The organism is Exobacillus caeni (genome assembly GCF_005747095.1).
Classification (GTDB): Bacteria; Bacillota; Bacilli; order Bacillales; family Guptibacillaceae; genus Exobacillus; species Exobacillus caeni.
This window is the reverse complement of sequence record NZ_SWLG01000002.1, coordinates 138,744-165,535: the sequence shown is the minus strand read 5'-3', so window position 1 is coordinate 165,535 and position 26,792 is coordinate 138,744. Positions and strand designations below refer to the sequence as shown.

Below are 26,792 nucleotides of genomic sequence, written 5' to 3'. Positions count from 1 at the left end.
TCACCTATTAAGGCAGGAAATCACTACGATTCCAAAGGTTATACTAATTTGCTGTCTCTCTTTGTAAAAAACCACTGATCACCTGTACGCCTTTTGCCATATCTTCAATCGAAGCAAATTCATCCGGATGATGGGATATTCCTGCTCTACAAGGGATAAAAATTAATCCAGATGGCCATTTAGCTGATATATTCATGACGTCATGACCAGCCCCGCTGTTCATAAAATGTTTCTTCAAACCAAGGTCATCACAAACGTCAGCAAGTTTTTTCTGCATACCGGTATCAAGTAAAATCGAATCATTATCAACCAGGGTGGAAACAATGATTTCAACCTTCTGTTCTTTCACAACTCTTCGGCAATACTCCTTTATTTCAACTGCGAATTGGCGTTTACTAGAATCATCAACGCTTCGTATATCAATCCCCAGTTCGACTTCACCCGGGATGACATTCATAACATTTGGCTTTAGCTCAAACGTACTAACAGTTGCAACAAGAGGATCCTTATTTACTTCACTAATTTGCTTTGCTCTGTCACTAACAAAGTTAACGAGAGGAGCAATCGCTACAAAACTATCTTTACGGTTATGCATCGGTGTTGTTCCTGTATGGTTAGCCATTCCTTTTACAGTGACCTTAAGTCTTACAGGGCAAGCAATTCCTTTTACAATGCCGATATCTGCCTTATTTTCTTCAATCTGAGTACCCTGTTCAATATGCAGTTCAAGAAAGCAATCCAATGATTCAGCTGGTAGCTCAGCCTCATCTATGCCCTCCCATTCTACACCAAATTCCTCAACCGCTTTTTTGATTGTAATACCATCCTTGTCAGCGACTAAGCCTGTTTCCTCTTTGTCTAGTATTCCTGCCAGCGCTTTACTGCCGATCGTCGAAACACCAAATCGTGCTGATTCTTCGGAAACGAAACAAATGATAGCGATATTCTTTTTCGGGAGGAATTGCTTGTCCTTCAATTCCTTGACCGCTGCCAAACCACTCAGCAGTCCGGCTACTCCATCATAACCCCCACCGCTAGTTACAGTATCAAGATGGGAGCCGACCGCAACTGTTGGAACTGCTTGATCGACCTCCCAGATGGCCCACTGGTTGCCCGCTTTATCTTGATGTGTTTGAAGTCCCAGGTCCCGAGAAATTTCAAGAAACTGGGCATGCGACGCCTTTTCTTCTGGAGAAAAACTCAATCTTGTAAATCCCTCAGCTACATCCATTGTATTGGTAGTATTTAGAGCTAGTAAACTCTTTTCCAGCCAGGGTTTGATATCAGACATCAGAAGACCCGCCTTTTATAATACTTACAAACGTATCGACTGCAACTGATAACACGTCTTCCTCATAATCGAACTGTGGATGATGGTGAGGGTAATCAAGTTTTGTACCAAACAACATATAAGTTGCTTTGCCGCCATGCTCCTGAACCCGATTCATCATTAAGCTTGCATCTTCTGATCCGGAAACAGGTACTGAAGGAAGTACTTCTTTTACAAACTCACTTGATTCACACCATTCTTGAATCTTAGGAATCAGTTCCTCATCACAGACAAGCACCTCGGTAACACCTACTGGCTCAATCGTGCAGGAAACATCATGCATGTCTGCTGCCGCTTTGATAATCCTTTTGGCTTTCTCAGCCATATAATCACCGATATCCTGTGTCTCTCCCCGAACTTCAATCTCCATATAGCTGTCTTCCGGAATAATATTTCTCCCGCTTCCGGCAGTAAGCCTTCCGACGTTCACTCGTGTTACCCCATCATAATGACGCGGAATTCCATACAAATTGTTTGCGGCTGTTGTTGCTGCCAACAATGCATTCTTCCCAAGTTCCGGATGCATTCCAGCATGTGAGGAAACGCCTTTAAACGTTACATCGAATTTGATCGAGGCTAAAAATCCTTTTGTTGTTGCTGCTATCGTACCAACCGGCATAGAGTGGATGCCGATATGACCTGAATAAAAATAATCCACATCATCCAGCCAACCTTTATCAGTCATTGCTCTCGCACCACGACCTCCTTCTTCAGCCGGCTGGAACAGAAGCGTAAATCGACCTTTAAGATTGTCACTGTTAGATGATATAAACTTAGCTACACCAAGCCCGATTGTAGCATGTCCATCATGAGCACATGCATGCATCACGTTCGCTTCGCCTGAAACAAATCCATTCTTTGAAGGTAAATGCGTTTCTTCAGTTGCTTCATTTATCGGCAACGCATCTATATCGAAGCGAAATCCAACATGATCTCCCTGTTTGGCAGTATCCCATGTTGCAACGAGACCGGTATTCCCGCCTCTCATCTTTTCAAGCCATGGTTCTTCCACTCCCCATTCGGCAGCCTTTTCCTCATGTGCTGTTATAGCTGCTTCATTCGGTAGGCCCAGGCGAGAGTTTTTCTCTAGTGCATCTTTTCCGACATGAATAGTGAATCCCATCTCTTCCAGTTCTTTTCCGATTCTGTATGTCGTTATATATTCCATAAATCCCAATTCAGGAAGGGCGTGTAAAGTACGTCTCCATTCGATCAATTGGGGAGTTAGTTCTTTGACAAAATTACTGGTCATTCAAAGCCTCTCCTCATTTTGTTTTAAAATTGAATTGCTGGCTGGATTAAAGCTAGTTATTAACCTTAGATAACGCTATCATTGTCTTTAATTCCAATTTTCCTCTATGGATAGGCTGGCTAATTGTGAAGGAAGTAAAAACAACCAGCTCTATGCATACCATTTTTCGGAAAATTGCCATTTACTTTCCTTAATTAAATTATACACTAATTATTCGAAAATTCAAATACAGGAAAATTTCAACACCAGAAAATAAGCGCCAGTCTAAAATGACAAGCGCTGAATGATTAAGCCCTATTATTGCTGCAACGGGAAATGGCAGGCAGCTTTGTGTCCTTCATGGTATTCCGTCAACTCAGGGTCCTTCATTTTACAAACTTCCTGTGCATATGGACACCGGGTATGAAAGCGGCATCCGGAAGGTGGGTTAGATGGATTCGGCAAGTCCCCCTCTAATAATTTATGTTCTTTCCTTTTCGTCGGATCAGGAATAGGGATAGCTGATAAAAGTGCTTCTGTATACGGATGAATTGGCTTTTCAAAAAGGGAATCTCGATCAGCTACTTCCACTACTTTTCCAAGATACATAACGGCTACCCGATCACTAATATGGCGGACAGCTGGAAGGCCGTGTGCAATAAAGACATAGGTCAGTTTAAATTCCTTTTGCAGTTTTCTTAACAGATTAAGAATTTGGGCCTGAATCGAAACATCAAGTGCAGATACTGGCTCATCACAGATTATGATTTTTGGCTTTAGAGCAAGTGCTCTGGCAATTCCGATTCGCTGGCGCTGGCCACCGCTAAATTCGTGAGGATGCCGTTTAAGATGGTGTTCGCCAAGGCCGACAGTCTTTAACAAGCGAATAACTTCATTGCGCAGTTGCTTCCCCTGCATCACGCCATGGATCTTTAACGGTTCCCCGATTAATTGCTCAATCGTCATCCTTGGATTAAGAGAGGAGAAAGGGTCCTGAAAAATCACTTGAAGGTCTTTTCTTAATCTTCGAAGTTCTTCTTTTGACAGTGATGTTAAATCTTTACCCTCAAATGTTACTGTTCCTTCTGTCGGCGGGAGAAGCCCTAGCATCATCTGTCCGGTTGTTGACTTCCCGCAACCGGATTCTCCCACAATTCCCAATGTTTCACCTTCAAATATTTCAAGGTCAATTCCATCGACTGCTTTTAAAGGAATCGTTTCCTTTTTAATAAAACCTTTTGTAACAGGAAAATGCTTCTTCAATCCCGTTACTTTTAACAGCGTTTTCTTCTTCTCTTTCACTTGAGTCATAAATGCTCCTCCCTTCTATACGTTAAAGCAGCGTTTTTGGTGCGCTGGTCCAACTTCTTCAAGTACAGGACTTTCTTTCCGGCATCTTTCAGTCGCCAGGGGACACCTGGGGTTAAACTTACAGCCTTTAGGCAGGTTTAACGGATTCGGTACTGATCCTTCAATGGTTCCAAGTTCTTCTACAACCTGGTCCACGTTAGGAATAGAACTAAGCAAACCTTTCGTATATGGATGCTTCGGGTTAGCAAACAATTCATTAACCGGAGCTTCTTCAACAACTTCCCCTGCATACATGACAACAACTCTGTCAGCGACCTCCGCAACAACTCCAAGGTCGTGAGTAATCATGATGACACCAGTGTTGAAATCTGTTTTTAGCTTTTTTATAAGTTCGAGGATCTGTGCTTGAATAGTAACATCAAGAGCAGTAGTTGGCTCATCTGCGATTAGCAATTTCGGATTACATGCTAGTGCCATCGCTATCATTACCCTTTGCCTCATGCCACCTGATAACTGATGCGGGAAGCGGCTAACGACTTTTTCGGCATCCGGAATTCCAACAAGATCAAGCATTTCCACTGCCTTGTTTAATGCTTGTTTTTTATCGAGCTTTTGATGCAGCCTCAACACTTCTCCGATTTGATTTCCTATGCTAAAAACAGGGTTCAAAGAAGTCATCGGTTCCTGGAATATCATCGAGATGTCATTGCCTCTCAGCTTCCTCAGTTCCCTTTTTTTAATTTTCAAAAGATCTTTCCCGCCAAACTTGATTGTGCCGCCCGATATCTCTCCAGGAGAAGGAACTAGCCCAAGTATAGAAAGAGATGTAATACTCTTTCCGCATCCGGATTCACCTACTACAGCTACCGTTTCACCTTCATTTACCGAAAATGTCACTCCGTTTACAGAAGGGACAACGCCCTCTCCTGTTTTAAACTGAACTTTCAAATCATCTATCTGCAACAATGAAGTCGACATGTTAATCCCTCACTTCCATAAAGGCACCTAATTTGTTTTTGTTTTTGGATCCAGTACATCTCTCAGCCAATCTCCGAGGAAGATGATACCCAGAACCGTAATCGTGATTGCTACTCCCGGGAAGGTTGCGACCCACCAACTTGTTGCAAGGTATTCTCTTCCATCACTCAGCATTAACCCCCAGGATACATCAGGTGGCTGTATACCTAATCCAAGGAAGCTGAGTGAAGATTCAAGAATTATGGTGGTCGCTACATTTAAGGTCGCAATAACGATGAATGATGAAATGATATTGGGCAAAATGTATCTTGAAATAATCCTGATGTCTTTTGCTCCAACCGCTCTTGCTGATCGAACATAATCCCGCTCCTTTATACTGAGCGTTTCTCCTCGTACCATCCGCGCATACATCACCCATGTGGTCGCTCCCAAAACAAAAATGAGTGTCATTAGACTTGGACCGATAACTGCAAGCACAATGAGCATAAACAGAATATTAGGGATCGCAAGAAAAGCGTCGACTGTCCTCATGATCACCCGGTCGAAAAATCCCCCGTAATACCCAGATATAAGCCCTAAAACCAGGCCGATTGCACCCGCTAAGAAAACTGCACTGATCCCTACCAGCAAGGAAACACGTGAACCTACGATAATCCGGCTCAATATGTCACGCCCCAGATTATCTGTTCCTAAAATATAATCAGGATTTCCACCTTCAGCCCATACCGGTGGGACCAGCCTGTTAACAACATCGGTCTGTGCCGGATCATGCGGTGCAATCACATTAGCTAAAATTGCCATCAGTACCATGAAGACCACAATAATCAATCCAAGCGTACCTGTTTTACTATTTAATAATACCTTCAACCATTTTAAGGAATAAGCTTTTTTATCCGTTTTCGTTTCTTCTAAAGTTAACTCTTTTTTCACTTCTATCCTTGAAAACATACGCATTGATCCCCCCTTTAATCGTATTTGATTCTTGGATCAAGGTATCGATAAGCAAGATCTGCTAATAAATTACTAATAATAACGAGAAGGGCAATGATGAATGTAGCCGCCTGCACTACTGCCATATCACGCAGGTTGACAGCCTGAATCAAAAGCTGCCCCATGCCGGGCCATGAAAAAACTGTTTCAGTAATCAAGGTTCCCCCGATCAACGTAGCCGTTTGAAGTGCCATTATCGTCACAACAGGAATTAACGCATTTCGAAAACCGTGTTTGTTAACAACTACCGCTTCAAGAAGTCCCTTACTACGCGCTGTTCGAATGTACTCTTGACCAAGAATTTCTAACATGCTCGAGCGTATTAGCCTCGTCATCTCAGCTGCGATGGCTGTTCCGAGGGTGATGGCGGGCAATACGAAGTGCATGAGTGAGCCGGTACCTGATACCGGAAAGATATTAAGCTGTACAGAGAAGAGTAAAATCAGCATAATACCCAACCAAAAGTTTGGCATCGCTTTCCCTAACACTGCTCCGCCTGTTATAAATAGATCGATAAAAGAATTTCGTTTAATCGCTGACAATATGCCAAGCGGAATCGATATAAGAGTTGCTACTAGCATTGAGGCAAAAGCAAGCCCAAAACTGGCAGGTAACCTTTCTAACACTAAGCCTAACGCAGGCTGGTTATAACGGAACGACTCACCGAAGTCACCTGTGATTAGGTCTCCTAAGTAAGTAAAATATTGAATGTATAATGGATCATTCAATCCTAAAGATTCACGCAGTTGAGCCCTTTCCGCATCTGTTGCTGTTTCCGGTAACATCAAAGATACCGGGTCCCCGGTCACTCTTACTAGCAGGAACACAATTAGCGAGATGATGAATAGAACAGGAATGATCCTAAGGATATTCTTGATTAAAAATTTCATTGGTCCCCCTCCTTCATATTCAGAAAGGACCCCTTAAAGAGATCCTTTCTGCCAACCTCAATTATTTCACTGTGATATCATCTACGTATAGCATTTCATCAAGTCGGGGCTCGAAGTTCAATCCTTTATTAACACCATAAACAGCATCCAGCTGGTAGAGATAAATTTGCGGGCGTTCTTCCGCTATAATTTCTTGAGCCTTCTGGTACTGTTTGGCTCTCTCTTCAGCATTCATATTGCTCATTGCTTCTTCCAGCAGTTTATCAACCTCTGGATTGTTATAATCGGTTTCTCCTTCTGCTTGTTTACTTGAAAGTCTATCTAATGCCAGTGCTGCATCAAACATCGAGTTGCCATATCCGATCAGGAACATATCGTCGAATGACTTACTCGCATACTTATCTGCAAAAGAACTCCACTCCAGAAATTCCAATTTTAAATCAATTCCAACTTCTCCAAGCATCGCCTGGATAAGTTCCGCAGATTCCTTGTCTTTAAGGTAACGACCGTTTGGTGCACTTAACTTCAGTTCAAGTCCATCGCCGTACCCTGCTTCTTTTAATAATTGCTTTGCCTTTTCAGGATCATATAATGTCTTACCATACAGATCTTCATTAGCTCCTGTGTTTCCTGGAGTAACACGAGTTCGCGTAACCGTTCCAGAACCTTCCATCAAACTGTCAAGAATGGCCTGTTTGTCAATCGCCAGGTCAATCGCTTCTCTGACTTTCGGATCTGAAGTTGCATGCCCTTCTGTTTGGCGAAGTACTAACATCATGACACGCTGTGTCGGACCCTGTGCTACTTCGGTAGCTTCGTTATCTTTTACTCGTTCCCAATCACTAGGTGGCAGGTTCGTCGCAATGTCGACCCCTCCTGTTAGCAATTCAGATACACGTGTAGAATCTTCTGGTATAGCTCGGAACGTAACTTTGTTCCATTTTGGCGCTTCACCAAAATAATCAGAATTAGCTTCTATTACAACTCGATCATCTTTTTTCCATTCCACAAATTTATATGGACCAGTTCCAACGGGATTTTCAAGGAACTTATCCCAGCCTTCCTCTTCAATGTACTTGGAAGGCAAGATTCCAGATCCCAGACGGGACAAACGATTCAACAATGCCGGTTCTGGCTGATGTGTAATAATTTCAAACTCAAGATCATTGATCACTTTTACTTCTTTAATCTGACTGTAGTTTCCATGTTCTAAAAGTTTGTTATCGTTCGCTACCCTTTCAAGCGTAAACTTTACATCATCGGCAGTTAATTCTTCACCGTTATGAAACTTTACTCCCTCGCGCAGCTTAAATTTCCAGGTGTTATCATCTACGTTTTCCCAACTTTCAGCCAGGTCAGGGTCGAAACCATCTTCTCCTCTTTTCACAAGATAATTAAACATATTTACATGAATAGCTTCTGTAGAGGTTGTATTATGATCGTGGATATCAAACGTAACCATATCTGCTCCAGTTGCAATAACCAATTCTTTATCATCTTCGGTCTTTTTCTCTACACTACCCTCATCCCCTGATGTAGAAGAATTAGAACTGCAGGCAACGAGACTAAACACCAGGACAAACAACAAACCAAATGTCAATAATTTCTTCAATCTTCATTTCCCCCTTTTTTATTTTCACTATTTTTAGTGGTTCTTCAAATAGTTAAGTGCAATCTGTGAAAGCATTGCAGATCCATATGGCAAAGCCTTTTCATCAATATCAAATTTCGGATGATGACCCGGAAAGCGCTCCATCTCATCGTTACCTACACCAAGCCTGAAAAAGACAGCTGGAACCTTTTCGGTATAAAATGCGAAGTCCTCCCCGCCCATACCAGGTTTAACCTTTTTATACTGCCCCTCGCCAAGAACCTCATCTGCTGTTTGGGCAGCAAGGTCAGTTAAGGAATCGTCATTTAAAATTGACGGAAATTTGAATTGAAAATCGAAATCATAACTGGCACCAAATCCGTCGGTAACCCCTTTTATCACTTTTTCCATCATCTCTGGTATCTTTTGTCGAAGAGAAGGGTTTAACGTTCGGACTGTTCCAGTCATTTCTACAGCAGGTGCGATAACATTACTTGCTTTACCGCCGTGTATAGAACCGATTGTGACGACGATCGGATCAGTCGGATCAACCTGTCTGCTTGAAATTTGTTGAAGGGCAGAAACAACCTGAGCTGTTACGGCCACAGAGTCGACAGTCTGGTGAGGATGTGCGGCGTGCCCGCCTTTTCCTATCACTTTTAAAGAAAAGAAATCGGCAGCTCCACATCCTACTCTTTCACTGGATAATGTGATTGATCCGGTATCAATACCGGTATTGACGTGAAGACCTGCAATTGCATCGACCTCTGGGTTTTCGAGCACTCCATTATCAATCATTGCTTTTGCTCCCCCCTGCCCCTCTTCTGCAGGCTGAAAAACAAACTTAATGTTTCCCTTTTCGAGTCCTCTTTCACTGAGAAGCTTTGCAGCTCCCATGAGCATCGCTGTATGGGCATCGTGCCCGCATGCGTGGCTAAACCCATTATTCTGCGAACAGTAATCGGCGTCTTTTTCATCCTGGATTGGAAGAGCGTCCATGTCTGCTCTTAATGCAAATGTGGGCCCAGGTTCAGAACCTTTTAACAAAGCTATTACACCGGTACCGGCAACATTTTTCTTAACCTCTAGCCCGAGTGATTCCAGATGGTCAGCTACGATTGCTGATGTTCTCTTTTCTTCGAAACCAGGTTCAGGATGCTGGTGAAAATCCCTTCTCCATCTTGTTAGATCATCCTGAATTGCTTTTGCTCTTTCTATAAGTGTTGAACTAGTCTTTTGTTCTAGCATTTTAAACTCCTTAACGTTTGGCGTAGTCTTCAAGGACGGTTGCGATTAGTTTAATTCCATCCACATAGTCCTCAATGTTGATGTTTTCGTTCGGAGCATGATTATTGGATTCAAAGTTTCCCACTCCGACCGATACAGATGGGATACCGAACTTCTGGCAAAGTTCGTACATTGGACCAGTGCCCGGTGACATCGGCATAACCGTAGGCTCTAAGTTAGAAACTTGCTTCGTTGAAGAAATAACACTTTCTGCTAAAGGATCATCGAATGGTGTCTTGGCCGGTTTTTCCATTCCCATTTTGATTATTTCAATATCTTCAAATCCATGCTTGTCCAGATGATTGCGAAGCAAAGAAACAATTTCATGTGGATCTTGATCAGGTACGAGCCGGAAATCAAGTTTAGCCCTTGCTTCCGATGGTAAGACTGTCTTCGAACCTTCTCCAGTGTAACCAGATTCAATACCGCAAATATTGCATGTCGGTTGAAAGATCAACTTTTCTTTCAATTCGTCTCCGTTCAGGTTTAATAAGAAAGACTGAAGTTCGAGTTGTTCAAGCATCTCTTCTTCACTGTAGATGAGTTGGTTTATAGCCTCTTCTTCTTCTTTAGTTAAAGAAAGAACTTTATCGTAAAATCCTTCTATCTGTACATGCTCATTTTTATCCTTCAATGTACTCAATGCCCAGATTAACCGCCATGCAGGATTCTCTATAACAGCCGCGTTAGCTGAATGCATATCTGTGTTTGCTCCCCTGCAGACTAATTCCACATAGGCCATTCCCTTAACTCCAAGACTTACCTGCTGCCGCCCATCAGCATTCCTATAACCGAACTCCCAGATACAGCCATCCGCCTTTATCAGATCTTCATTTTCTTCACCGAATCCTTCAAGATTAACACTGCCTATCTCTTCTTCGCCTTCCACGATAAACTTTATGTTTAGCGGAAGTTCGCCTCTTACTTGCTGATATGCATGAACTGCAGCAATTCTAGCAACGAGATTACCTTTGTTGTCAGCAACTCCTCTTGCATACATCTTTCCGTTTTCAATATCAGCTTCAAATGGCGGATAGTTCCACAACTCTAAAGGATCTTCAGGTTGTACATCGTAATGATTATAAAAAGAAAGGGTTTTTTCTTTTTTTCCTGCTAACTTTCCGTAAACTACCGGGAACCCTGCGGTTGATACGAGTTCCGCTTTCCCATTTACTTTTTCCTTCAAATACTCAGCGACTTTATCAGCGGCCTCTTGCATGCCTCGATTCTGTGCTGCAACGCTAGGTATTCTGCAAAGCTCCTGAAGCCACTCAATGTATTGATCTTGATGTTTATCTATGTATTCATAAACATCTTTCAACTTCTTATCCCTCCTTTTCGGCAAAATGCCAAAAATAATCCTAAATTCTTATAAACGACTATAGATTATTTTAAATTTTTTGTCAATTGTAATTTATTTAATATTTTTAAATTGTTGAAAAATTTTTTTTTTTCAGTTATAACTGTAACAAGTCTATTTTTAGTTATTTGCCAAAACATTTCCGTAAATGAAAAAGGAGGAGAAAAATGCCACAAATAGCAAGCCAACTAAGTTATTTACAGGAGCATGAGAAAGATATTCTGCAGGATCTAATGAAGTTTGTAAGGGCGGAATCCCCGTCAGATGAAAAAGAATTAGTAGACCAATGTGGAAAAGTTCTAGAAGAAATATTTTTAGAGAGACTCGGGGTTAAACCTGTCCGATATCCACAAGCAGAACGGGGTGACCATTTAAAATTCACTGTTGGAAAGGGAGAGAAAAGGATTCTTATAGCGGGACATTTCGATACGGTATGGGATAAAGGAAGGCTTCCTATTGTCGTCGAGGATGGAAAATTCTTCGGTCCCGGAGTGCTTGATATGAAAAGCGGAATCATTCAATCGATTTGGGCAGTAAAGGTTTTGCTAGAAACAGGTATTACACTGGATAAAGAAATTGTCTTTCTTTGTACCTCCGATGAAGAAGTCGGAAGCCAAACATCCAGGCCCTTGATTGAAGAAGAAGCTCAAAAAAGCGATGTCGTTTTGATTACAGAACCTCCTGTTGCTAAAACAGGCGCGTTGAAAACAGCAAGAAAAGGCGTCGGCATCTATAACTTAAAAATACAGGGAACAAGCTCACATGCAGGTAACCATCATCAAGACGGCGTAAGCGCAGTAAAAGAGCTTGCTCAACAAATTGTGAAATTGGAAAACTTGACTGATTATCAGAAAGGCACGACTGTCAATGTCGGCGTGGTTAATGGCGGAACAAGAAGAAATGTTGTGCCAGAAGAAGCAGAAGCATTAATTGATTTTAGAGTGAAGACTAAATCCGAAGCTGAGCGGATGGTCGACATATTGGACAATCTTACACCTACATATAAAGGAATCGATATCGAAGTTGAAGGTGAACTTAACCGTCCTCCTATGGAACGAACAGAAGAAATTGAAGGATTGTTTTTTAAAGCCCAGGAAGCGGCTTACGAAGTTGGTTTCGAACTGGACGAAGCCCATGTTGGGGGAGGAAGTGACGGTAATTTCACCGCCTTTATCGGCGTACCTACTCTTGATGGACTGGGCTGTCCTGGTGAAGGTCCGCATGCGGAATATGAGCATATCATAGTAGACGAGCTCTCAAAACGCTCAGCTTTGTTATCTCATTTGTTACCAAAATTATAACAAAGAAGCTAGCAGACTATTCTCTGCTAGCTTTTTTCGAACCGTTAAACAACAATTTATAAACTTTTCTCGGTCTCCCTTTAGAACCATTCACTTGCACGGATTTACTTGATGCCAATCCTAATGCTTCCAGCTCCGCTAATACTCGCCGTGCATTTCGCTCTGAACTTTCAAGCCATCCTGCAACTTCCTGCGAATTAACTTCTTCTTTCTTATAAAAAGTTGATAATGCCTGGATTTTTGATAGGGAAGATGGGGATATATTCACTCTTTTTAATTTATCAGCCCACTCCCCACTGATCCAATCTTTAAGATAATAGGTTATTGAATCACCGCCAGAAGTAAATTCTGTCACTTCCTGGTCTTCATCCACTAAAACAATTTTAGGAGTCGTATGTTTCCGGGCACTTCGAAATGCAGTCCGCACATTCTCTTCAGCTTGTAAAGCAGTTATGCCGTAGCCCAAACCAATACGAAGCTGAAATCCAGTCTGTGAGTTAACAGTATCAATCAAATGATGCAAATCCTTTTTATCAAGCTTGATTTCGATTTCGCCCCGTGTCGTGTAGATGAAATATAACCCATCGCCAATTTGAACAAAAGATCCGTTTATTCTTTCTGCTATCTCAATTAGTAATCTTTTTAAATTTAATTCCTTATGTTTTTGTTCATAAGAATAAAAGAATTCATCTTCGTTAGCAGGCTGTATAACTTCAACACCCAGAAGCGCTAACTGAGATCTCTGATACCAGGAAGATTCTCCCCTTTCCTTCAATACTCTAAGTGCAAAATAGATCGATAAATGGGAAGGGAAGATACGGTAGCAAGGAATATTTAACCCTCTCAATGCTTCAAATACTCCTCTAAGACAGGTAAAAGCAACCTCTGTCTTACCTTCCTCATATAGCTTACGATGGTATTCCACAACCTCTTCTACAGGACGAAAATCCGGATATGAATACGAATATATTTCCAATTTTTGCAATGAGAAATATCGCTTTGTTGTTTCAAGTTCAGATTCTTGAATTGTATCCAGGCTAATCCTTTTTAAGACTTTACCCATGTCTAAATAAGACTCAACCACTTTCCCTAATAAACTTGCTCCATATAATGGTGGATAAAAGCTCTCTGTCTCCATCACCAATCCTTTTGAAATGGCGTAAGTATAAGGGACTTGTCCCGAGAAAAACCATTGATCGATCCGGGATTTATTATGTTTTATTATTTCTTCTATCTGCTCTACATTTTTATAGTAAAACGGAATTAATTTTAAGTCTGAAAATGCCTCAGAAGAATTCAATATATGATTAACAGAATCCTCTGGACCAATTACTCCTAACGTTATTTCCACTCTTCTCACCTTTTCTGGTAAAATATCTGGGATAAAACTACTACTCATCTGCTTATTATAGCCTAATTATAGATGTTTTTCATTTTGATTTGAACTTATTGATATATCCAGATATTCTAAGCGCCAAAAATGCTCTAACTATTAGGCAGCTCATTTTGCCTTTTGAATAGTGAAAATTTCTTCTTTAGTATTAACAATCTATTAAGAATGGAAATCAAAAAACATTTCCCAAACAAGGCGATTACTTGTAAGAGAAATGTTTAAATTTAAACTTTCACTTTCTTCCCTCTTTTTAATGATTCATCAAAAAGTGATCCGATGGCTTCTCTTGTTGTGTCTAGGTATGTGACGGTTTCATCGTAGGTTCGGGAAGCAACACACATAAATAGGATGTCGATCGCGTGAAGTTGTGCAAGGCGCGATGAGGTTGCTCCACTTCTGAATGTCGCTTCCTTTGAATTAGAGGTATACAAACAAATATCAGCATGGTTCGAAACAAGGGAGCTTCCATACTTAGTTAAACTTATCGTGGTCGCTCCCTTTTCCTTAGCCAGCTGTAAAACCTTTGCAACTTCATATGTTTCCCCTGAAAAAGAGATCCCTACGACAACATCGCTTTCATTTGCATTTGCTACAACTGTGGCACACATATGCAAATCCCCGAATGCCCTTGCCGGCCTGTTAATTCTTAAAAACTTTTGTTGCGCATCCATCGCAGCTATGCTCGAAGCACCGACTCCAAAGAAATGTATTCCTTTAGCCATTAATAGGGCTTCCACCGCTTTTTCTAGTTCGTCGCTATGCAACAGGTCTGCCGTTTCCCGAATCGTTTGGAGGCTATGGGATGTCATTTTTTCAATTGTAGAAGTACATGGTTCATTCGGCTCTATATCCCTTAAATCCACTTTTATATTTCGTTGGAGGTCACCAGCAATCCGGATCTTCAGCTCCTGTATTCCGCTGATATTCAATGACTTGCACATTCGGATCACTGCTGCACTGCTTGTTTTCGTCGCTTTGCCAAGGCCTGCGGCAGTCATGCTGATCGCATCCTGTGGCTGCTTTAAGATAAATTCTGCAATTTTACGTTCGGACGGGGGAAGCTTATCCTTCATTTCCTTCAACATAAAAATGCCTGCATTTGTCCTCGACATGTTGGAACCAACTTTCATTTTTTATTTCAGCATTTATTCGTCAAAAAGATGACATGCTACCCAATGGTTTTTTTCTTTTTCCAGAAATCTCGGCTTCTCTTCAGCGCAGCGGTCGTGTGCCTTTGGACACCTTAACCGGAATGGACATCCAGATGGCGGATTGGACGGGTCCGGTACATCCCCATGTAATATAATTCTTTCCTTTTTCTCATATGGATCAAGAGATGGAATAGCCGATAATAGAGCTCTGGTGTATGGATGAAGCGGATTGTTGTAGATATCCTTCGTTTCCCCCAATTCCATCATCTGGCCTAAATACATTACCCCTACTCGATCACTGAGATGCTGGACAACATTGAGATCATGAGAGATAAAAACATAAGTTAGTTCAAATTCCTCCTGAAGCTTTATTAACAGATTTAGTATTTGAGATTGGATCGAAACATCTAACGCGGAAACGGCTTCATCAAGGATAACTACTTTCGGCTTTACGATTAACGCTCTGGCGATACTGATCCTTTGCCTTTGTCCTCCACTGAACTCATGCGGATACCTATCAAGCTGTTCCTTTGATAAACCTACTTTTTCGATCATCTCACCGACCAATTCATTCGCTTCTTTTCGTGATGCTAATTTATGGGTTAACAGCGGTTCTAACAATAACGATCTAACAGTCATCCTTGGATTTAAAGAACTGAAAGGATCCTGAAAGATCATCTGTATATCTTTTCTCATCCTGCGAAACTTGCCTCTGGGAATGTCGGAGATTTTTTGCCCGTTAAGAAAGATTTCTCCTGAAGTAGGTTCATATAGCTTTAAGATGGTTCTTCCGGTAGTCGATTTTCCGCATCCGCTTTCGCCGACCAATGAAAGGGTCTCGTTTCTCTTCACATTAAAGGTAATATCATCGACAGCTTTTACATTGCCAATGGTTTTCTTCAAAACTCCGCCTTTTATAGGAAAATATTTTTTTAAGTTTTTAACTTCTATAGCGTAAGCGGTATCAGCCATATGCTACGCCCTCCTCTTCGTGCAGCCAGCATTTACTTGTATGGTCTTTTTCCACGGTATACATAGAAGGCTCTTTTGACTTGCAGATTTCCATTGCATGGGGACAACGGCTTGAGAACCTGCAGCCCATATTTTCATATTGAGCCGGTGTAGGCACATTTCCAGGGATTGAATATAACGTATTCTTATGGTCCCCTAAAGAGCGAATCGACTTTAAAAGTCCCTGTGTATACGGATGAGAAGGGTTTGTAAACAATTGTTCCACCGTCGTTTCTTCCATCACCTGGCCGGCATATAATACCGCAACTCTCTCACACGTTTCCAGAATGACACCAAGGTCATGCGTGATCATCAGGATGGAAGTATCATGTGTTTCAGACAAATCATTCATTAAGTCCAGTATCTGTGCCTGGATCGTTACATCTAAAGCTGTTGTCGGTTCATCCGCAATCAATAATTTAGGCTGGCAAATCAAGGCCATTGCGATTATAACACGCTGCCTCATTCCACCTGAAAGCTGATGTGGATAGCTTTTAAAGATTTCTTTGCCCCGTGAAATGCCTACTTTGTTGAGCATGTCTAACCCTAATTCCCGCATCTCTTTTTTGCTGTAATTCGTGTGGAATTTCAGCACTTCTAAGAGCTGGTGCTCGATCGTGTACAAGGGATCCAGTGCAGTCATCGGTTCCTGGAAAATCATCGAAATCTCGTTTCCCCTGATCTTCTGCATTTCCCTCTTTGAAAGCTTTGTAAGTTCTTTTGATTTTTCCGTATTTAAAGTAATGCTGCCTTTTGACACCTTAAGGACATCTGGAAGTAAATTCATGATCGCCAGCGATGTCAGGCTCTTTCCACTCCCCGATTCTCCAACAATTCCATATTTCATTTTTTTCCCGATTGATAGGTTAACACCTTCGACTACGTTATATTTCGACTTTTTTGTATTGACCTCTATCGATAGATTCTTAATATCTAATACAGTATTCAAAGTACCTCTCCCCTTAAGAATAGCAGTCAGGTTTTTAGCCACATTAACCGCCCTATTGCTTCAGCTTTGGATCTAAAAGATCCCTGAGGCTGTCACCTAATAAATTAAAGCATAGGATTGTAAGAACAATCGCACTTACCGGAAACAGGATCGTCCACGGGGCAAACTCCATATAAGTTCTGCTTGCATTCAGCATAACACCCCAGGATGGGTCAGGCGGCTGAACGCCAAGGCCAAGAAAGCTTAATGCCGCTTCAGTTAAAATCGCTCCCGATAACGCTAATGTAATTTGAACAATAAAAGGTGCCATGATGTTTGGAGTAATATGTCTGGTTATAATTTTCACAGGCTGTACCCCAATCGCTACAGCACTCGTTAAGTATTCGTTTTCTTTTACAGACATAACTGCGGATCTTACGAGTCTTGTAAAAACCGGCGTGAATACGATACCGATTGCAATCATCGTGTTTGTTAAGCTCGGACCTAGAACAGCGACGATCGTTAATGCCAGCAAAATATCAGGAAAGGCAAAAAACACGTCCATCACACGCATGATCACTTGATCTACTTTTCCCTGGAAGTAACCGCTGATCAAGCCGAATATCAGGCCGGCAGTAGCGCCTATCCCGACAGCAATAAGGCCTACCTGCAAGGACACTTGTGCACCATAGACCGTTCTCGAAAAAATGTCTCTTCCAAGTTCATCTGTGCCAAATAAAAATTGACTGCTCGGGCCTTCCAGTGTGTGTTCGGTAAACATTCTATCCGGACTGTAAGGGGCGATTACAGGCGCTAATACAGCAACGATAATGACTAGCAAAATCCCAATAAAACCTATTAAACCTACTTTGTCACTAACTAACCGCTGGAAAAACTCTTTCATGAAGATCACACTTCCTTATTCCGTAGATTATTTATACGTGATTCTTGGATCGAGGTAAGAATATAAAATATCTACAATTAAATTAATCATTACAAAAACAAAAGCAATGAATAAAACAGAGCCCTGTACTACAGTGAAGTCACGTTGATTTATCCCTGTCAGCACAAGCTGTCCTAAACCCGGCAACGAAAAGATTTGTTCAATAATAACCGTCCCACCTAATAAAACGCCGATCTGCATCCCAATAATCGTTAAAATAGGGATCATCGCATTTCTTAAAGCATGTTGGAAAATGACAACGCGCTCTTTTGCGCCCTTTGCACGAATGGTACGGATAAAATCGAGCCTTAAGATTTCAAGTATGGAGGATCTTGTCATTCTCGTTACAGCTCCAGCCATGGAAGTTCCCAGGACAAGCGCAGGTAAAAATAAGATTTGCAGATTAGTAATCGGATCCTCGAAAAAGCCAACATACCCGACCGGCGGGCTATAAGAAAAGAATAGTGCTAATACAAGAATTAGAACCGTTGCTAACGCAAAATTAGGAATGGATACACCCAGCAAAGAAACAACCCTAACGCCAAAATCCGTCTTTGAGTTCCTTTTAATTCCCGCGATGATACCCAGAGGAATAGCTATGATCCAGGAGATAAATGCCGATAACATCGTTAACTCGAACGTAATCGCAAAACGGCTGGAAATGTCGGGAAGTATTTCTTTTCCTGTACGCATAGACTCGCCAAAGTCTCCCGTCATTACTCCGCCCATCCACTGAAGATATTGTTCGTAAATGGGTAAGTCCAGTCCGAAGTCCTTTCGTAGTTGAGCAAGTGCTTCAGGAGTAGCATCCGTTCCCAGAATAGTAGCAGCTACATCGCCGGGTATAATTCTCAATGTAAAAAAGATAACGACAGATACTCCGAACAGCACAGGAATCAACATTAATAATCTTCTCAGAATATATGCATACATCCGTGTTCACCCTCAATAAGCAGGAGGCTGCCGGAGCAGCCTCTACTTTGTTATTTTTTTGAAACCTCTAGAATATATTCACCGTTATGCGGATAAGGAGTAAACCCTTGTACGGAGTCCCTTACCGCAACATATTTCATTGGTGAAACTAAGAATAGATTTGGAGATTGGTCGATTAGTTTTTCTTGTGCTTCATTATAGATCTCTTTCCGTTTTCCTTTATCAAGCATTGTTTCACCAGATTCAACCAATTTGTCATACTCTGCGTCGGAGAAGCCCCATACGTTAGCAGATCCTTTTGAATGGAAGAAATATTGCAATGCACGATCCGGGTCAGTACCTGAGCCGTTACGGCCTACCAGCACATCAGCTGATGTATATAACCATGTATCGATATACTCGCCCCACTCGATTTGCTTGATTTCTGCGTTAACGCCAATTTCTTTCCACTGCTGCTGGAGGATTTGAGCGGTGTCTACCATATCAGGGTAAGTCGATGCCGTAGTGATCGTAATGTCAAATCCGTCCGGATAACCAGCTTCATCTAAAAGTTTCTTCGCTTTTTCAATGTCGTTTGAATAAAGTTCATGCTTCGTAACATCGATTGCCCAATCTCCCATGGAAGGAGCCACCGGTCCTGAAACCACTGCGTCACCGTTCCAAACAACATCCGCGATTGCTTTACGGTTCGTTGCTAGACTTAAAGCCTGGCGTACCTTCTGATTGTTCAAAGGTTCCTTTTCCACATTAAATCCTACATAGCTGTATTCGAGAGATTGATAGTCTTTCACATCGATATTCTTTTCTTTCTTCAATAAAGATGCAGATTTTGGGTTTACTGTCGTTAGATCAACTTCTCCGGTACGAATCGCAGACATTCTCGCTGCTTCATCTTTCATCGTATAATAGACAACTTCATCAAGCTTTGGAAGTCCTTCTTCATAATAGTCTTCGTTTTTCTCTAAAACTACTTTGTTATCCGGTACCCACTCTTTAAACTTGAACGGTCCAGTACCCACTGCAACCTGCTGAAGGTCACCATTTTCCTCTACAACTTCTTTTGCAACCACTGCTGCACTGGAGTTCGTTAAGTTGGTCAAGAAGGTTGCATCTGGAGTTCCAAGGTTAAATTTAACTTGATAGTCTCCAAGAACTTCGATACTTTCTACATTTGCAAAGTAAGAAGCGATATGGGAAGCAGTTTCTTCCGCTTTAATACGTTCAAAGCTATATTTCACATCTTCTGCAGTCATCTCTCGGCCGTTGTGAAATTTAACCCCTTCACGAAGATTGAAAATATATGTCTTGTCATCCGGCTGCTCCCAATCCGTAGCAAGATCACCCACAACCTCCATCTTTTCATCAAATCTAACTAACCCGCTGTATACTTGTGAATAAATTCTTACAGAAGAATGCGCCGGTGTTTTATGTGGATCAAGTCCTGCAGGCTCCTGGTCATTAGCAATCTTCAATACCTGCTCTACCTGTTTGTTATCTCCGCCTGTGTCTTTTCCATCTCCAGAAGTTTCTTTGTTTCCTGAACAAGCTATTAGAACAGATGCAAGAAGAGCAAAGATAAACGTCAATTTAAAGCCTTTTTTAATCACTTACTTTTCCCCCTTTTTTTATTATGAAAGTTTATTTAGTATTTCCTCATAAAGCTCTTGTCTGAATGGATTAATGTTCACTGGTTCCTCAACATGTAAACGGTTCGTAAGTAGCACAACCTGCAAGTTTTTTTCCGGGACGACCCATAAAGCTGTTCCGGTGAATCCAGTATGGCCAAACCCGACCGGGAAGGGATTAGAGCTGTGCCAGCCTAAACCTCTATCCTCTGCAATAGTTTGCAACGATTGTTTGACCAGTTTGGGATCAAGGAATTCAGTCCCCCCAACAATTCCCCCCTTCAAATACAGTTCAGCTATTTTACTCAGGTCAGCCGCTGTTCCAAATAGGCCTGCGTGTCCGGATTGCCCTTGAAAGAAATAGTGCGCGTTTCCATCATTCACTTCACCTATAATCGGTTTACTCGTATCCCGCCAGCTTGAAAATGTCTTATTCCTGCTTCGGCACATCTCCATTTCGATCTGGTTTCCAAATTCCGTAGCAGCAATATTTTCATCGAAAAGTGGGCCATATGTTAAATAAGGTAATTGCAGTGGCTGAACCAGTTCTTTTTCAATGATCTTTTGTAAACTCGCTTGATGCTTGTGTTTTAGAATCTCACCTAACAGAATGTAGTTTAGATCGCTATATACAACTTCTTTTTCTTCCTGATGATTCAGTTCGATGGAACTTAGTATTTCGTAGAGATCACTTGTCGGCAGCTCTGTATAAAACGGAAACCAGGCCACCAATCCTGAGGTATGTGTTAGTAATTGTTGTATGGTTATAGGGGCCAGGACTCCGTTTCTGGCTGCTGCCAGAAGACAATCTCCTAACTTCGCATCTAAAGCTAACCTGTTTTTCGTGATCAATTTTAAAATTAACGTGGACGTGATAGTTTTTGTTACGCTTGCTAGGTCAAAAATTGTGTCTGTCCGGACGTCTTCACAGGTAACCATATTCCGTTTTCCATAAGCCTCTAGCAAGATCTGCTGATCGTTTTGTTTAATGGAACAGACTCCGCCAGCCATATAGCTGTTGTCTATGTACTTTTTGAAAATATTGTAAATTTTAGTTTCAAGGGAACTCATACACGTAACCTCTTCAACATTATTTGAAATGCTGGACACTCTTTACCTGCTTAACAGCATCCCTGACAAACCCGTTCGCTTTATCGAGTAATTGCAAAGCTTCATCAAACATTACTCCCGAAAGGAGCATCACCATCGCAGGTTTCACAGCATAGTTTGTTTTCTCAAGCACTTCTGCTGCAGCGTTGTAATCCACTCCTGTTGCCTCACAAACGATTTTTTTCGCTCGTTCTCGCAGCTTATGGTTGGAAGCGTTTACATCAACCATTAAATTCTGATAAGCTTTGCCCATTTTCACCATCGCTGCTGTACTGATCATATTCAGTATCATTTTATGGGCGGTCGCCGCTTTCAATCGGGTGGAACCTGTTAATACTTCGGGTCCTGTCTCGACTTCAATCGCAATATCGGCTTGTTCACTGATCTCTGCCATCCTGTTGCTTGTCAAGCTGACTGCAGTAGCTCCGATAGATCTTGCATACTGAAGGGCACCTTTTACATAAGGGGTACGGCCGCTTGCCGCAATTCCTATTACAACATCATTTGGGTTTAGGCCCCGTTCCTTCAGATTCTCTTGTCCCAGTTTCTCATCATCCTCAGCGCCTTCGACGGCCACCATAAGCGCATTGTTACCGCCGGCTAAAATCCCCTGAACCATTTCCGGGTCCGTGCTAAAAGTAGGCGGGCATTCAACAGCGTCTAGCAAACCGATCCGTCCACTCGTCCCAGCTCCAATATAAAACAGCCTTCCACCTTTTTTAAAGGATTCATAGACAGCTTCTACTGTTTGTTCAATGGCCGGGAGAACTTGCTGGATCGCTTTTGGGACCGTGAAATCTTCTTCATTCATCAAGTCTACTATTTCACGGGTAGACATTTGGTCCAGCATGACCGATTCCGGATTATACTTTTCTGTTGTTAACTTTGAGAGATTATCCATTACATTACCTTCCTATTTCTATTGATAAGATCTCTGATTCTACCAGGCAATCTTGCCCATGATCACTTCTTTTGATGCCCCGGTAGCTGCCGGCAAATTATTGGGCTGCTTATGAAAACCAAGGTATCCGAATAGAGCAAAGGCTATCGCTTCTTTTGCATCACTGTCTATGCCGAGCTCTTTCGAAGATTCTACACTAACATTCTCTGGCAAATAATCTTTTAAGCCTTTCATCATGCTCGCATTGTGCAAGCCGCCGCCACTAATGTATATTTCTTCTACGTTATCTTCCTCTATGTGCTTCTTTAAGGCTTTCCCGAGTGAATACCAGGTTAGGGCCGTTACGGTTGCGATCCTATCAATCTTAGAGATGTTTCTTTTCTCTGCCTGATTCCATAGATCTCTTGCATACTCTGTGCCGAATTGTTCTCTACCGGTACTCTTTGGCGGAGATTCCCCGTAATATGTATGTGCCAGCAATTCCTTTAACCATTCTTGATTAATATTTCCTTTAGCTGCCAGTTGACCGTCTTTGTCATAGCACTGTTCACCATTCGTATGCCAGGTAACAAAGGCGTCAATGATCATGTTTCCCGGACCGGTGTCATAGGCTATGATATTTTCGGCAGAAGCGCTTTTAGGAAGAACAGTGACATTCGATATTCCTCCGATATTAACGAGAACCCTTCCAAGCTGCTCTGACTTAAACAGAGTGTAATCCAGAAAAGGCACTAATGGAGCACCCTGGCCTCCCACTGCAACATCACGCGTCCTGAAATCACCAATCACAGGTATTCCAGTTTTTTCAGCGATAACTCCAATATCTCCTATTTGAAGAGTATTTGGCCGGTAATAAGGATCGTCTTTTTTAAAGACCGGATCATGGAAAACGGTCTGCCCGTGAGTGCTAATTAAGTCAATATCAGCAGTCTGCAATCCAGCTTCTTTGACAGCAAGCAGGACACCATCTGCGAAGACCTCCCCAAGTAACATGTTCATGGAAGAAATTTCTGGTGATGGTGTATTAGGAACAACAACTTCTTCCAGGCGGGCCTTCAATTCTTTTTCATATGGAACAGTTGTAAAATAACAGAGTTCAAAGTCAATTTTGCCATTCACCTTTTGGAAGTCTACTATTGCAATGTCCATACCATCCAGAGAGGTCCCGGACATCACACCCGCCACTTTCATTTTAGGCAGCTCCAAATTTTCACAACCTTTCGAATATTACATCCTCACCTAACATTGTAGAGGTATCGAAATTAAATATCAATACTTTTATTTATTTATTGAAATGTTTTTTCAAAAAGTAACATGGGCATTTAAGAAAAATGGGTTAAGACCTTTGAAATTCAAATAAAAGTGTCCTTAATCAAACGTTTGTTTAAGGGGGATTTCTTGTTACATTTAATTCATTCCGCCTGTAAATTTCTACTAGCAAAGAAATATTTCCATAATAGGTAGTCCTCCTTTATACTAGATAAGTATGCAGACTAATAAACAGCTGCTTATACCACATTAAAAACCAAACAATTCGATTGTTTCTATATAATAAAAATGAAATCTATAAAGGAGGAACTTACGTTGACTACGACTAAAGGTGAAACGTTCGTTGCTGAAGTACGTCAATTAGATAAAAAGGGTTCGGGACAGGCTGCCGTATGGCGGGAAAACGAACTCGGTAACCCTAAAAAGCTAAAGCTAACAATCCCACAGACACTTCCCGGAGAAAAAGTATCTGTGACAGTGGAAAAGCCTGAAAAGAGAAGATGGAGAGCATTGCCCGATGAAATATTGGAGACCCATCCGGACAGAGTGACACCTCCATGCCCTCACTTTGAAAGATGTGGCGGCTGTGTATGGCAGCACTGGGATTATCAGGGGCAGTTACAGCATAAAACGGAATATGTTAAAAAAGCGATCGAATCTCAAGGATATGATCCGAGTCTAGTGCTGGATACAATCGGCATGGACGAGCCATGGCAATATCGTAATAAAATGGAATTCACGTTTTCATCTAAAGGCGAACTCGGATTGCATGAACAGGGGAATTTCCGCAAGATCATTCCACTTGAAACATGCTTGATCGCTAGTGAGGAAATGGTAGAAGCAGCGATGGAAGTTTCAAACTGGGTGAAAGACCATCAACTGAGTGGCTATAACAAAGACCTTCATGAAGGGCTTCTTCGCCACTTAATGGTTAGGCAATCTTTTGCTACAGGTGAGATCATGCTTGGGCTATTCGCTACAGAAGCACCAGAGGGTGATCTTAAAGATGCCGTTGAAGATTTAATAGCTCGGGTAGAGAACAAGTTACCAAAAGTAAAAAGTTTGCTCTGGCTTGAAAACACAGACTGGGCGGACCGTACGCAGTCTGAAAAAACGCATGTCTTAGCAGGAAGAGACTTCATTTACGATGAAATGAATGGCTACCGCTTCCGTCTCTGGTTCGATACCTTCTTCCAGACGAATCCGACTCAGGCTCAAAAGCTGGTAGACCTGGCGATTGAAATGGGACAGCCGAAGAAAACAGAGAAAATGTTCGACCTTTTCTGTGGAGTAGGTACCTTCTCACTTCCATTCGCTAACCGGGTAGGAAAGCTTGCAGGTATCGAACTTGTTGAAAGTTCGATCGAATCAGCAAAACGGAACGCGAAAGACAACGGAATCTCGAACACAACCTTCCTGGCTAAAGATGCGAGAAAAGGAATCGACCAGATGTTAGAGAGCTTTGGACATCCCGAATTATTGTTGCTTGATCCACCTCGCTCAGGTGCAGGCGGCAAAGTGATGAGAAGAATCGGACGCGCCAAGCCGGAACGAATTGTTTACGTTTCTTGTAATCCTGAGACATTTGCATCAGATATTAAGGAACTTGAGCCATTTGGATATACCCTGAAACAGGTTCAGCCCGTTGACTTATTCCCGCACACAGTTCATGTGGAGTGTGTAGCGGAACTAGTTTTGGAGTAGTCATTAACGGTGCCATTTAACGGTGCCTCATTAACGGTGCCAGGCACCACAAATGGACAACTGTCCACGCGTGGTGCCTGGCACCTTAACAAAACAAGAACACCTCTATCAATCAAATGTTTGATTGATAGAGGTGTTCCCTTTTTCATTAAAAAGCATTTTGTGATGTCCATTTCAGGAAGACTTTTCCACGGAGATGTCTTTTTGGGGTGCCAGGCACCCCAAAAAGACATCTTTAAAATCCAGTACCTTTTGGATCACTAGGATCTATTCCCCCATAGTAAGGAGGAATATCCTCATACCGGCTTGCATCGACATCATGAATAGAACCGTCAGCTAATTTCGCTAAAATATCATAGATAGGTGCTTTTACTGTTTGTTTTAGCATTCCGTTTTGTTTTTGGCCAAGGGTTTGCGTTTGGCCTTTTACTTCTATCAACATTGTGGCAGCGCCGTTCAGCTGGAATGCACCAAGTCCGGAACCAGGATAGTTAACCTGAGGATACTGCTGGATCGCACCGAAGGACGATTTGCCGATCTGAAGTGCATCATATGCAGCAACGGTAACCTGTTTGCTCAATGTTAACACATCATCATCAATACTATAATTCTGACCAGTAAACGGATCTGTAAAAGGCTTCGTTGTAAATTGACCTAACACTTCTATCGAAACGGAGCGATTGTCATCTTCTGACAACCTGTTAAACCCGCGATGGTGCACGTCTATTATTACATCCGGATCAAAGTCAGCTACAACTCCTGTTAGCGCTTCTGCTTCAGGCGAAACTTCAAAACCAGTGCTACTCGGGTTGTTAGTTTTAGGATTATTTAAGATACTAGCAAGCTCCTCAGGATTCTCCGCCGCAAATTCTTCCAGATCAAAGTCATAGTTAGGACTGAAATCGCGATTCAAATCATAACCAGGGATTCCATAAACTATTCTTTCATTATTATTCTGTCCTCTTTCAGATCCATCTGCGTTATAGTACCATGGTGCAGCAGTGTCAGATGGCAATCCCAGTGCTTCTGGATCCCAGGTTTGATGATTATAACGAGCAGGGTACTGCTCTCCCTCATACTGATTCATGGTGCCATCAGGATTAATACGTGGCATGATCCAGATGGAAACTTCATCTAAAATATCATTAATTTCCTTACCGCCAGAGTTTAACTTCTGCATGATCTCCATTGCTGCCTCTGTTCCAAGTACTTCATTCCCATGAATTTGCGTATAGACCAATAATTTCTTTTTATCGGGACTATTATCTCCATATTTAGCAACATACATAGCGTTGCCATCGTTTGATTCGCCTGCCTTGTCCAATACCATCTTTCCATGAGAAGCTTTCTCTAGTTTTTGCAACGTAGAGTACAATTCCTCATTCGTCATAAAGCTGGAAAAAGACAAATTCTGCTCATCCTGTACCCAGGGTCCGTTCGGAGTAGTGGTGGGATTAGCAGATACAACAGATGAAGTTGCAAGAGCTAACCCTAAGGTCGTACTTAAAACAATCGCCGTCTTTTTCATACTTTTCCTCCTATGTATTTCCAATTT

General features: G+C 41.9%; 22 protein-coding genes. 2 read left to right on the top strand and 20 right to left on the bottom strand.

Going from position 1 to position 26,792, the window contains the following annotated elements; genetic code table 11:
- Positions 1 to 43: 43 nt before the first annotated feature.
- From FCL54_RS04190 to FCL54_RS04150, 9 genes are all read right to left on the bottom strand, one after another.
- Positions 44 to 1,291, bottom strand: a complete 1,248-nt coding sequence (locus FCL54_RS04190) for a M20 family metallo-hydrolase (protein ID WP_138123533.1) — start codon at positions 1,289 to 1,291, stop codon at positions 44 to 46.
- Positions 1,284 to 2,582: an amidohydrolase gene (locus FCL54_RS04185; RefSeq protein WP_138123531.1), complete on the bottom strand. Its 1,299-nt coding sequence runs from the start codon at positions 2,580 to 2,582 to the stop codon at positions 1,284 to 1,286. Before FCL54_RS04185 ends, FCL54_RS04190 begins: the two co-directional genes overlap by 8 nt.
- Positions 2,583 to 2,879: 297 nt before the next feature.
- Positions 2,880 to 3,872, bottom strand: coding sequence for an ABC transporter ATP-binding protein (locus FCL54_RS04180; protein WP_138123529.1), 993 nt, complete (start codon positions 3,870 to 3,872; stop codon positions 2,880 to 2,882).
- 15 nt (positions 3,873 to 3,887) lie between these two features.
- Positions 3,888 to 4,850, bottom strand: a complete 963-nt coding sequence (locus tag FCL54_RS04175) for an ABC transporter ATP-binding protein (RefSeq protein WP_138123527.1) — start codon at positions 4,848 to 4,850, stop codon at positions 3,888 to 3,890.
- Positions 4,851 to 4,877: 27 nt separating this feature from the next.
- On the bottom strand, positions 4,878 to 5,798 hold the full coding sequence (locus FCL54_RS04170) for an ABC transporter permease (RefSeq protein WP_138123582.1): 921 nt from the start codon (positions 5,796 to 5,798) through the stop codon (positions 4,878 to 4,880).
- A 17-nt stretch (positions 5,799 to 5,815) separates the two neighbouring features.
- Positions 5,816 to 6,730, bottom strand: coding sequence for an ABC transporter permease (locus tag FCL54_RS04165; RefSeq protein WP_138123525.1), 915 nt, complete (start codon positions 6,728 to 6,730; stop codon positions 5,816 to 5,818).
- A 61-nt stretch (positions 6,731 to 6,791) separates the two neighbouring features.
- Complete coding sequence (locus FCL54_RS04160) at positions 6,792 to 8,342, bottom strand: ABC transporter substrate-binding protein (RefSeq protein ID WP_246055129.1); 1,551 nt, start codon at positions 8,340 to 8,342, stop codon at positions 6,792 to 6,794.
- Positions 8,343 to 8,375: 33 nt separating this feature from the next.
- Positions 8,376 to 9,569, bottom strand: a complete 1,194-nt coding sequence (locus tag FCL54_RS04155; protein ID WP_138123523.1) for a M20 metallopeptidase family protein — start codon at positions 9,567 to 9,569, stop codon at positions 8,376 to 8,378.
- Positions 9,570 to 9,579: 10 nt separating this feature from the next.
- Positions 9,580 to 10,929, bottom strand: coding sequence for a M20/M25/M40 family metallo-hydrolase (locus FCL54_RS04150; RefSeq protein ID WP_138123521.1), 1,350 nt, complete (start codon positions 10,927 to 10,929; stop codon positions 9,580 to 9,582).
- Positions 10,930 to 11,135: 206 nt separating this feature from the next.
- On the opposite strand from FCL54_RS04150, the gene FCL54_RS04145 reads away from it, so the two are divergent.
- Positions 11,136 to 12,269 carry a M20 family metallopeptidase gene (locus FCL54_RS04145; RefSeq protein ID WP_138123519.1) on the top strand — a complete coding sequence of 378 codons (1,134 nt, stop codon included), beginning with the start codon at positions 11,136 to 11,138 and terminating at the stop codon, positions 12,267 to 12,269.
- A 16-nt stretch (positions 12,270 to 12,285) separates the two neighbouring features.
- Here the strand turns inward: FCL54_RS04145 and FCL54_RS04140 are convergent, their stop codons facing one another.
- From FCL54_RS04140 to FCL54_RS04095, 10 genes are all read right to left on the bottom strand, one after another.
- On the bottom strand, positions 12,286 to 13,620 hold the full coding sequence (locus tag FCL54_RS04140) for a hypothetical protein (protein WP_138123517.1): 1,335 nt from the start codon (positions 13,618 to 13,620) through the stop codon (positions 12,286 to 12,288).
- Between the two features lie 266 nt (positions 13,621 to 13,886).
- A complete protein-coding gene (locus tag FCL54_RS04135) occupies positions 13,887 to 14,774 on the bottom strand; it encodes a MurR/RpiR family transcriptional regulator (RefSeq protein WP_138123515.1) in 888 nt (295 codons plus the stop codon).
- Between the two features lie 33 nt (positions 14,775 to 14,807).
- Positions 14,808 to 15,785, bottom strand: coding sequence for an ABC transporter ATP-binding protein (locus FCL54_RS04130; RefSeq protein WP_138123513.1), 978 nt, complete (start codon positions 15,783 to 15,785; stop codon positions 14,808 to 14,810).
- Positions 15,778 to 16,773, bottom strand: a complete 996-nt coding sequence (locus tag FCL54_RS04125; RefSeq protein WP_138123511.1) for an ABC transporter ATP-binding protein — start codon at positions 16,771 to 16,773, stop codon at positions 15,778 to 15,780. Before FCL54_RS04125 ends, FCL54_RS04130 begins: the two co-directional genes overlap by 8 nt.
- Positions 16,774 to 16,825: 52 nt before the next feature.
- The gene (locus tag FCL54_RS04120; RefSeq protein WP_138123509.1) at positions 16,826 to 17,656 is read right to left on the bottom strand and encodes an ABC transporter permease; all 831 of its coding nucleotides are present in this window, start codon (positions 17,654 to 17,656) and stop codon (positions 16,826 to 16,828) included.
- Positions 17,657 to 17,683: 27 nt separating this feature from the next.
- On the bottom strand, positions 17,684 to 18,628 hold the full coding sequence (locus tag FCL54_RS04115) for an ABC transporter permease (protein ID WP_138123507.1): 945 nt from the start codon (positions 18,626 to 18,628) through the stop codon (positions 17,684 to 17,686).
- 50 nt (positions 18,629 to 18,678) lie between these two features.
- On the bottom strand, positions 18,679 to 20,235 hold the full coding sequence (locus tag FCL54_RS04110; protein WP_246055128.1) for an ABC transporter substrate-binding protein: 1,557 nt from the start codon (positions 20,233 to 20,235) through the stop codon (positions 18,679 to 18,681).
- A 21-nt stretch (positions 20,236 to 20,256) separates the two neighbouring features.
- Positions 20,257 to 21,324: a serine hydrolase domain-containing protein gene (locus tag FCL54_RS04105; RefSeq protein ID WP_138123505.1), complete on the bottom strand. Its 1,068-nt coding sequence runs from the start codon at positions 21,322 to 21,324 to the stop codon at positions 20,257 to 20,259.
- A 19-nt stretch (positions 21,325 to 21,343) separates the two neighbouring features.
- A complete protein-coding gene (gene murQ / locus FCL54_RS04100) occupies positions 21,344 to 22,264 on the bottom strand; it encodes an N-acetylmuramic acid 6-phosphate etherase (protein ID WP_138123503.1) in 921 nt (306 codons plus the stop codon).
- A gap of 39 nt (positions 22,265 to 22,303) precedes the next feature.
- Entirely contained in the window at positions 22,304 to 23,455 is a 1,152-nt protein-coding gene (locus tag FCL54_RS04095) for an anhydro-N-acetylmuramic acid kinase (RefSeq protein WP_138123501.1), read from the bottom strand.
- Positions 23,456 to 23,848: 393 nt separating this feature from the next.
- Here FCL54_RS04095 and rlmD point away from each other — a divergent pair, with 393 nt between their 5' ends.
- Positions 23,849 to 25,237, top strand: a complete 1,389-nt coding sequence (rlmD, locus tag FCL54_RS04090; protein WP_138123499.1) for a 23S rRNA (uracil(1939)-C(5))-methyltransferase RlmD — start codon at positions 23,849 to 23,851, stop codon at positions 25,235 to 25,237.
- A gap of 235 nt (positions 25,238 to 25,472) precedes the next feature.
- On the opposite strand, the gene FCL54_RS04085 is transcribed toward rlmD, so the two are convergent.
- The gene (locus FCL54_RS04085; protein WP_138123497.1) at positions 25,473 to 26,765 is read right to left on the bottom strand and encodes a M14 family zinc carboxypeptidase; all 1,293 of its coding nucleotides are present in this window, start codon (positions 26,763 to 26,765) and stop codon (positions 25,473 to 25,475) included.
- Between the last annotated feature and the right edge of the window lie 27 nt (positions 26,766 to 26,792).

What these genes read in the sequence shown, in the direction of transcription:
- FCL54_RS04095 (WP_138123501.1), bottom strand. Translation starts at nt 23,455, where the DNA reads ATGAAAGTGGCGGGTGTGATGTCCGGGACCTCTCTGGATGGTATGGAC.
- FCL54_RS04145 (WP_138123519.1), top strand. Translation starts at nt 11,136, where the DNA reads ATGCCACAAATAGCAAGCCAACTAAGTTATTTACAGGAGCATGAGAAA.
- FCL54_RS04120 (WP_138123509.1), bottom strand. Translation starts at nt 17,656, where the DNA reads ATGAAAGAGTTTTTCCAGCGGTTAGTTAGTGACAAAGTAGGTTTAATA.
- FCL54_RS04170 (WP_138123582.1), bottom strand. Translation starts at nt 5,798, where the DNA reads ATGTTTTCAAGGATAGAAGTGAAAAAAGAGTTAACTTTAGAAGAAACG.
- FCL54_RS04190 (WP_138123533.1), bottom strand. Translation starts at nt 1,291, where the DNA reads ATGTCTGATATCAAACCCTGGCTGGAAAAGAGTTTACTAGCTCTAAAT.
- FCL54_RS04085 (WP_138123497.1), bottom strand. Translation starts at nt 26,765, where the DNA reads ATGAAAAAGACGGCGATTGTTTTAAGTACGACCTTAGGGTTAGCTCTT.
- FCL54_RS04175 (WP_138123527.1), bottom strand. Translation starts at nt 4,850, where the DNA reads ATGTCGACTTCATTGTTGCAGATAGATGATTTGAAAGTTCAGTTTAAA.
- FCL54_RS04155 (WP_138123523.1), bottom strand. Translation starts at nt 9,569, where the DNA reads ATGCTAGAACAAAAGACTAGTTCAACACTTATAGAAAGAGCAAAAGCA.
- FCL54_RS04180 (WP_138123529.1), bottom strand. Translation starts at nt 3,872, where the DNA reads ATGACTCAAGTGAAAGAGAAGAAGAAAACGCTGTTAAAAGTAACGGGA.
- FCL54_RS04165 (WP_138123525.1), bottom strand. Translation starts at nt 6,730, where the DNA reads ATGAAATTTTTAATCAAGAATATCCTTAGGATCATTCCTGTTCTATTC.
- FCL54_RS04185 (WP_138123531.1), bottom strand. Translation starts at nt 2,582, where the DNA reads ATGACCAGTAATTTTGTCAAAGAACTAACTCCCCAATTGATCGAATGG.
- murQ (WP_138123503.1), bottom strand. Translation starts at nt 22,264, where the DNA reads ATGGATAATCTCTCAAAGTTAACAACAGAAAAGTATAATCCGGAATCG.
- FCL54_RS04135 (WP_138123515.1), bottom strand. Translation starts at nt 14,774, where the DNA reads ATGTCGAGGACAAATGCAGGCATTTTTATGTTGAAGGAAATGAAGGAT.
- FCL54_RS04130 (WP_138123513.1), bottom strand. Translation starts at nt 15,785, where the DNA reads ATGGCTGATACCGCTTACGCTATAGAAGTTAAAAACTTAAAAAAATAT.
- FCL54_RS04115 (WP_138123507.1), bottom strand. Translation starts at nt 18,628, where the DNA reads ATGTATGCATATATTCTGAGAAGATTATTAATGTTGATTCCTGTGCTG.
- FCL54_RS04105 (WP_138123505.1), bottom strand. Translation starts at nt 21,324, where the DNA reads ATGAGTTCCCTTGAAACTAAAATTTACAATATTTTCAAAAAGTACATA.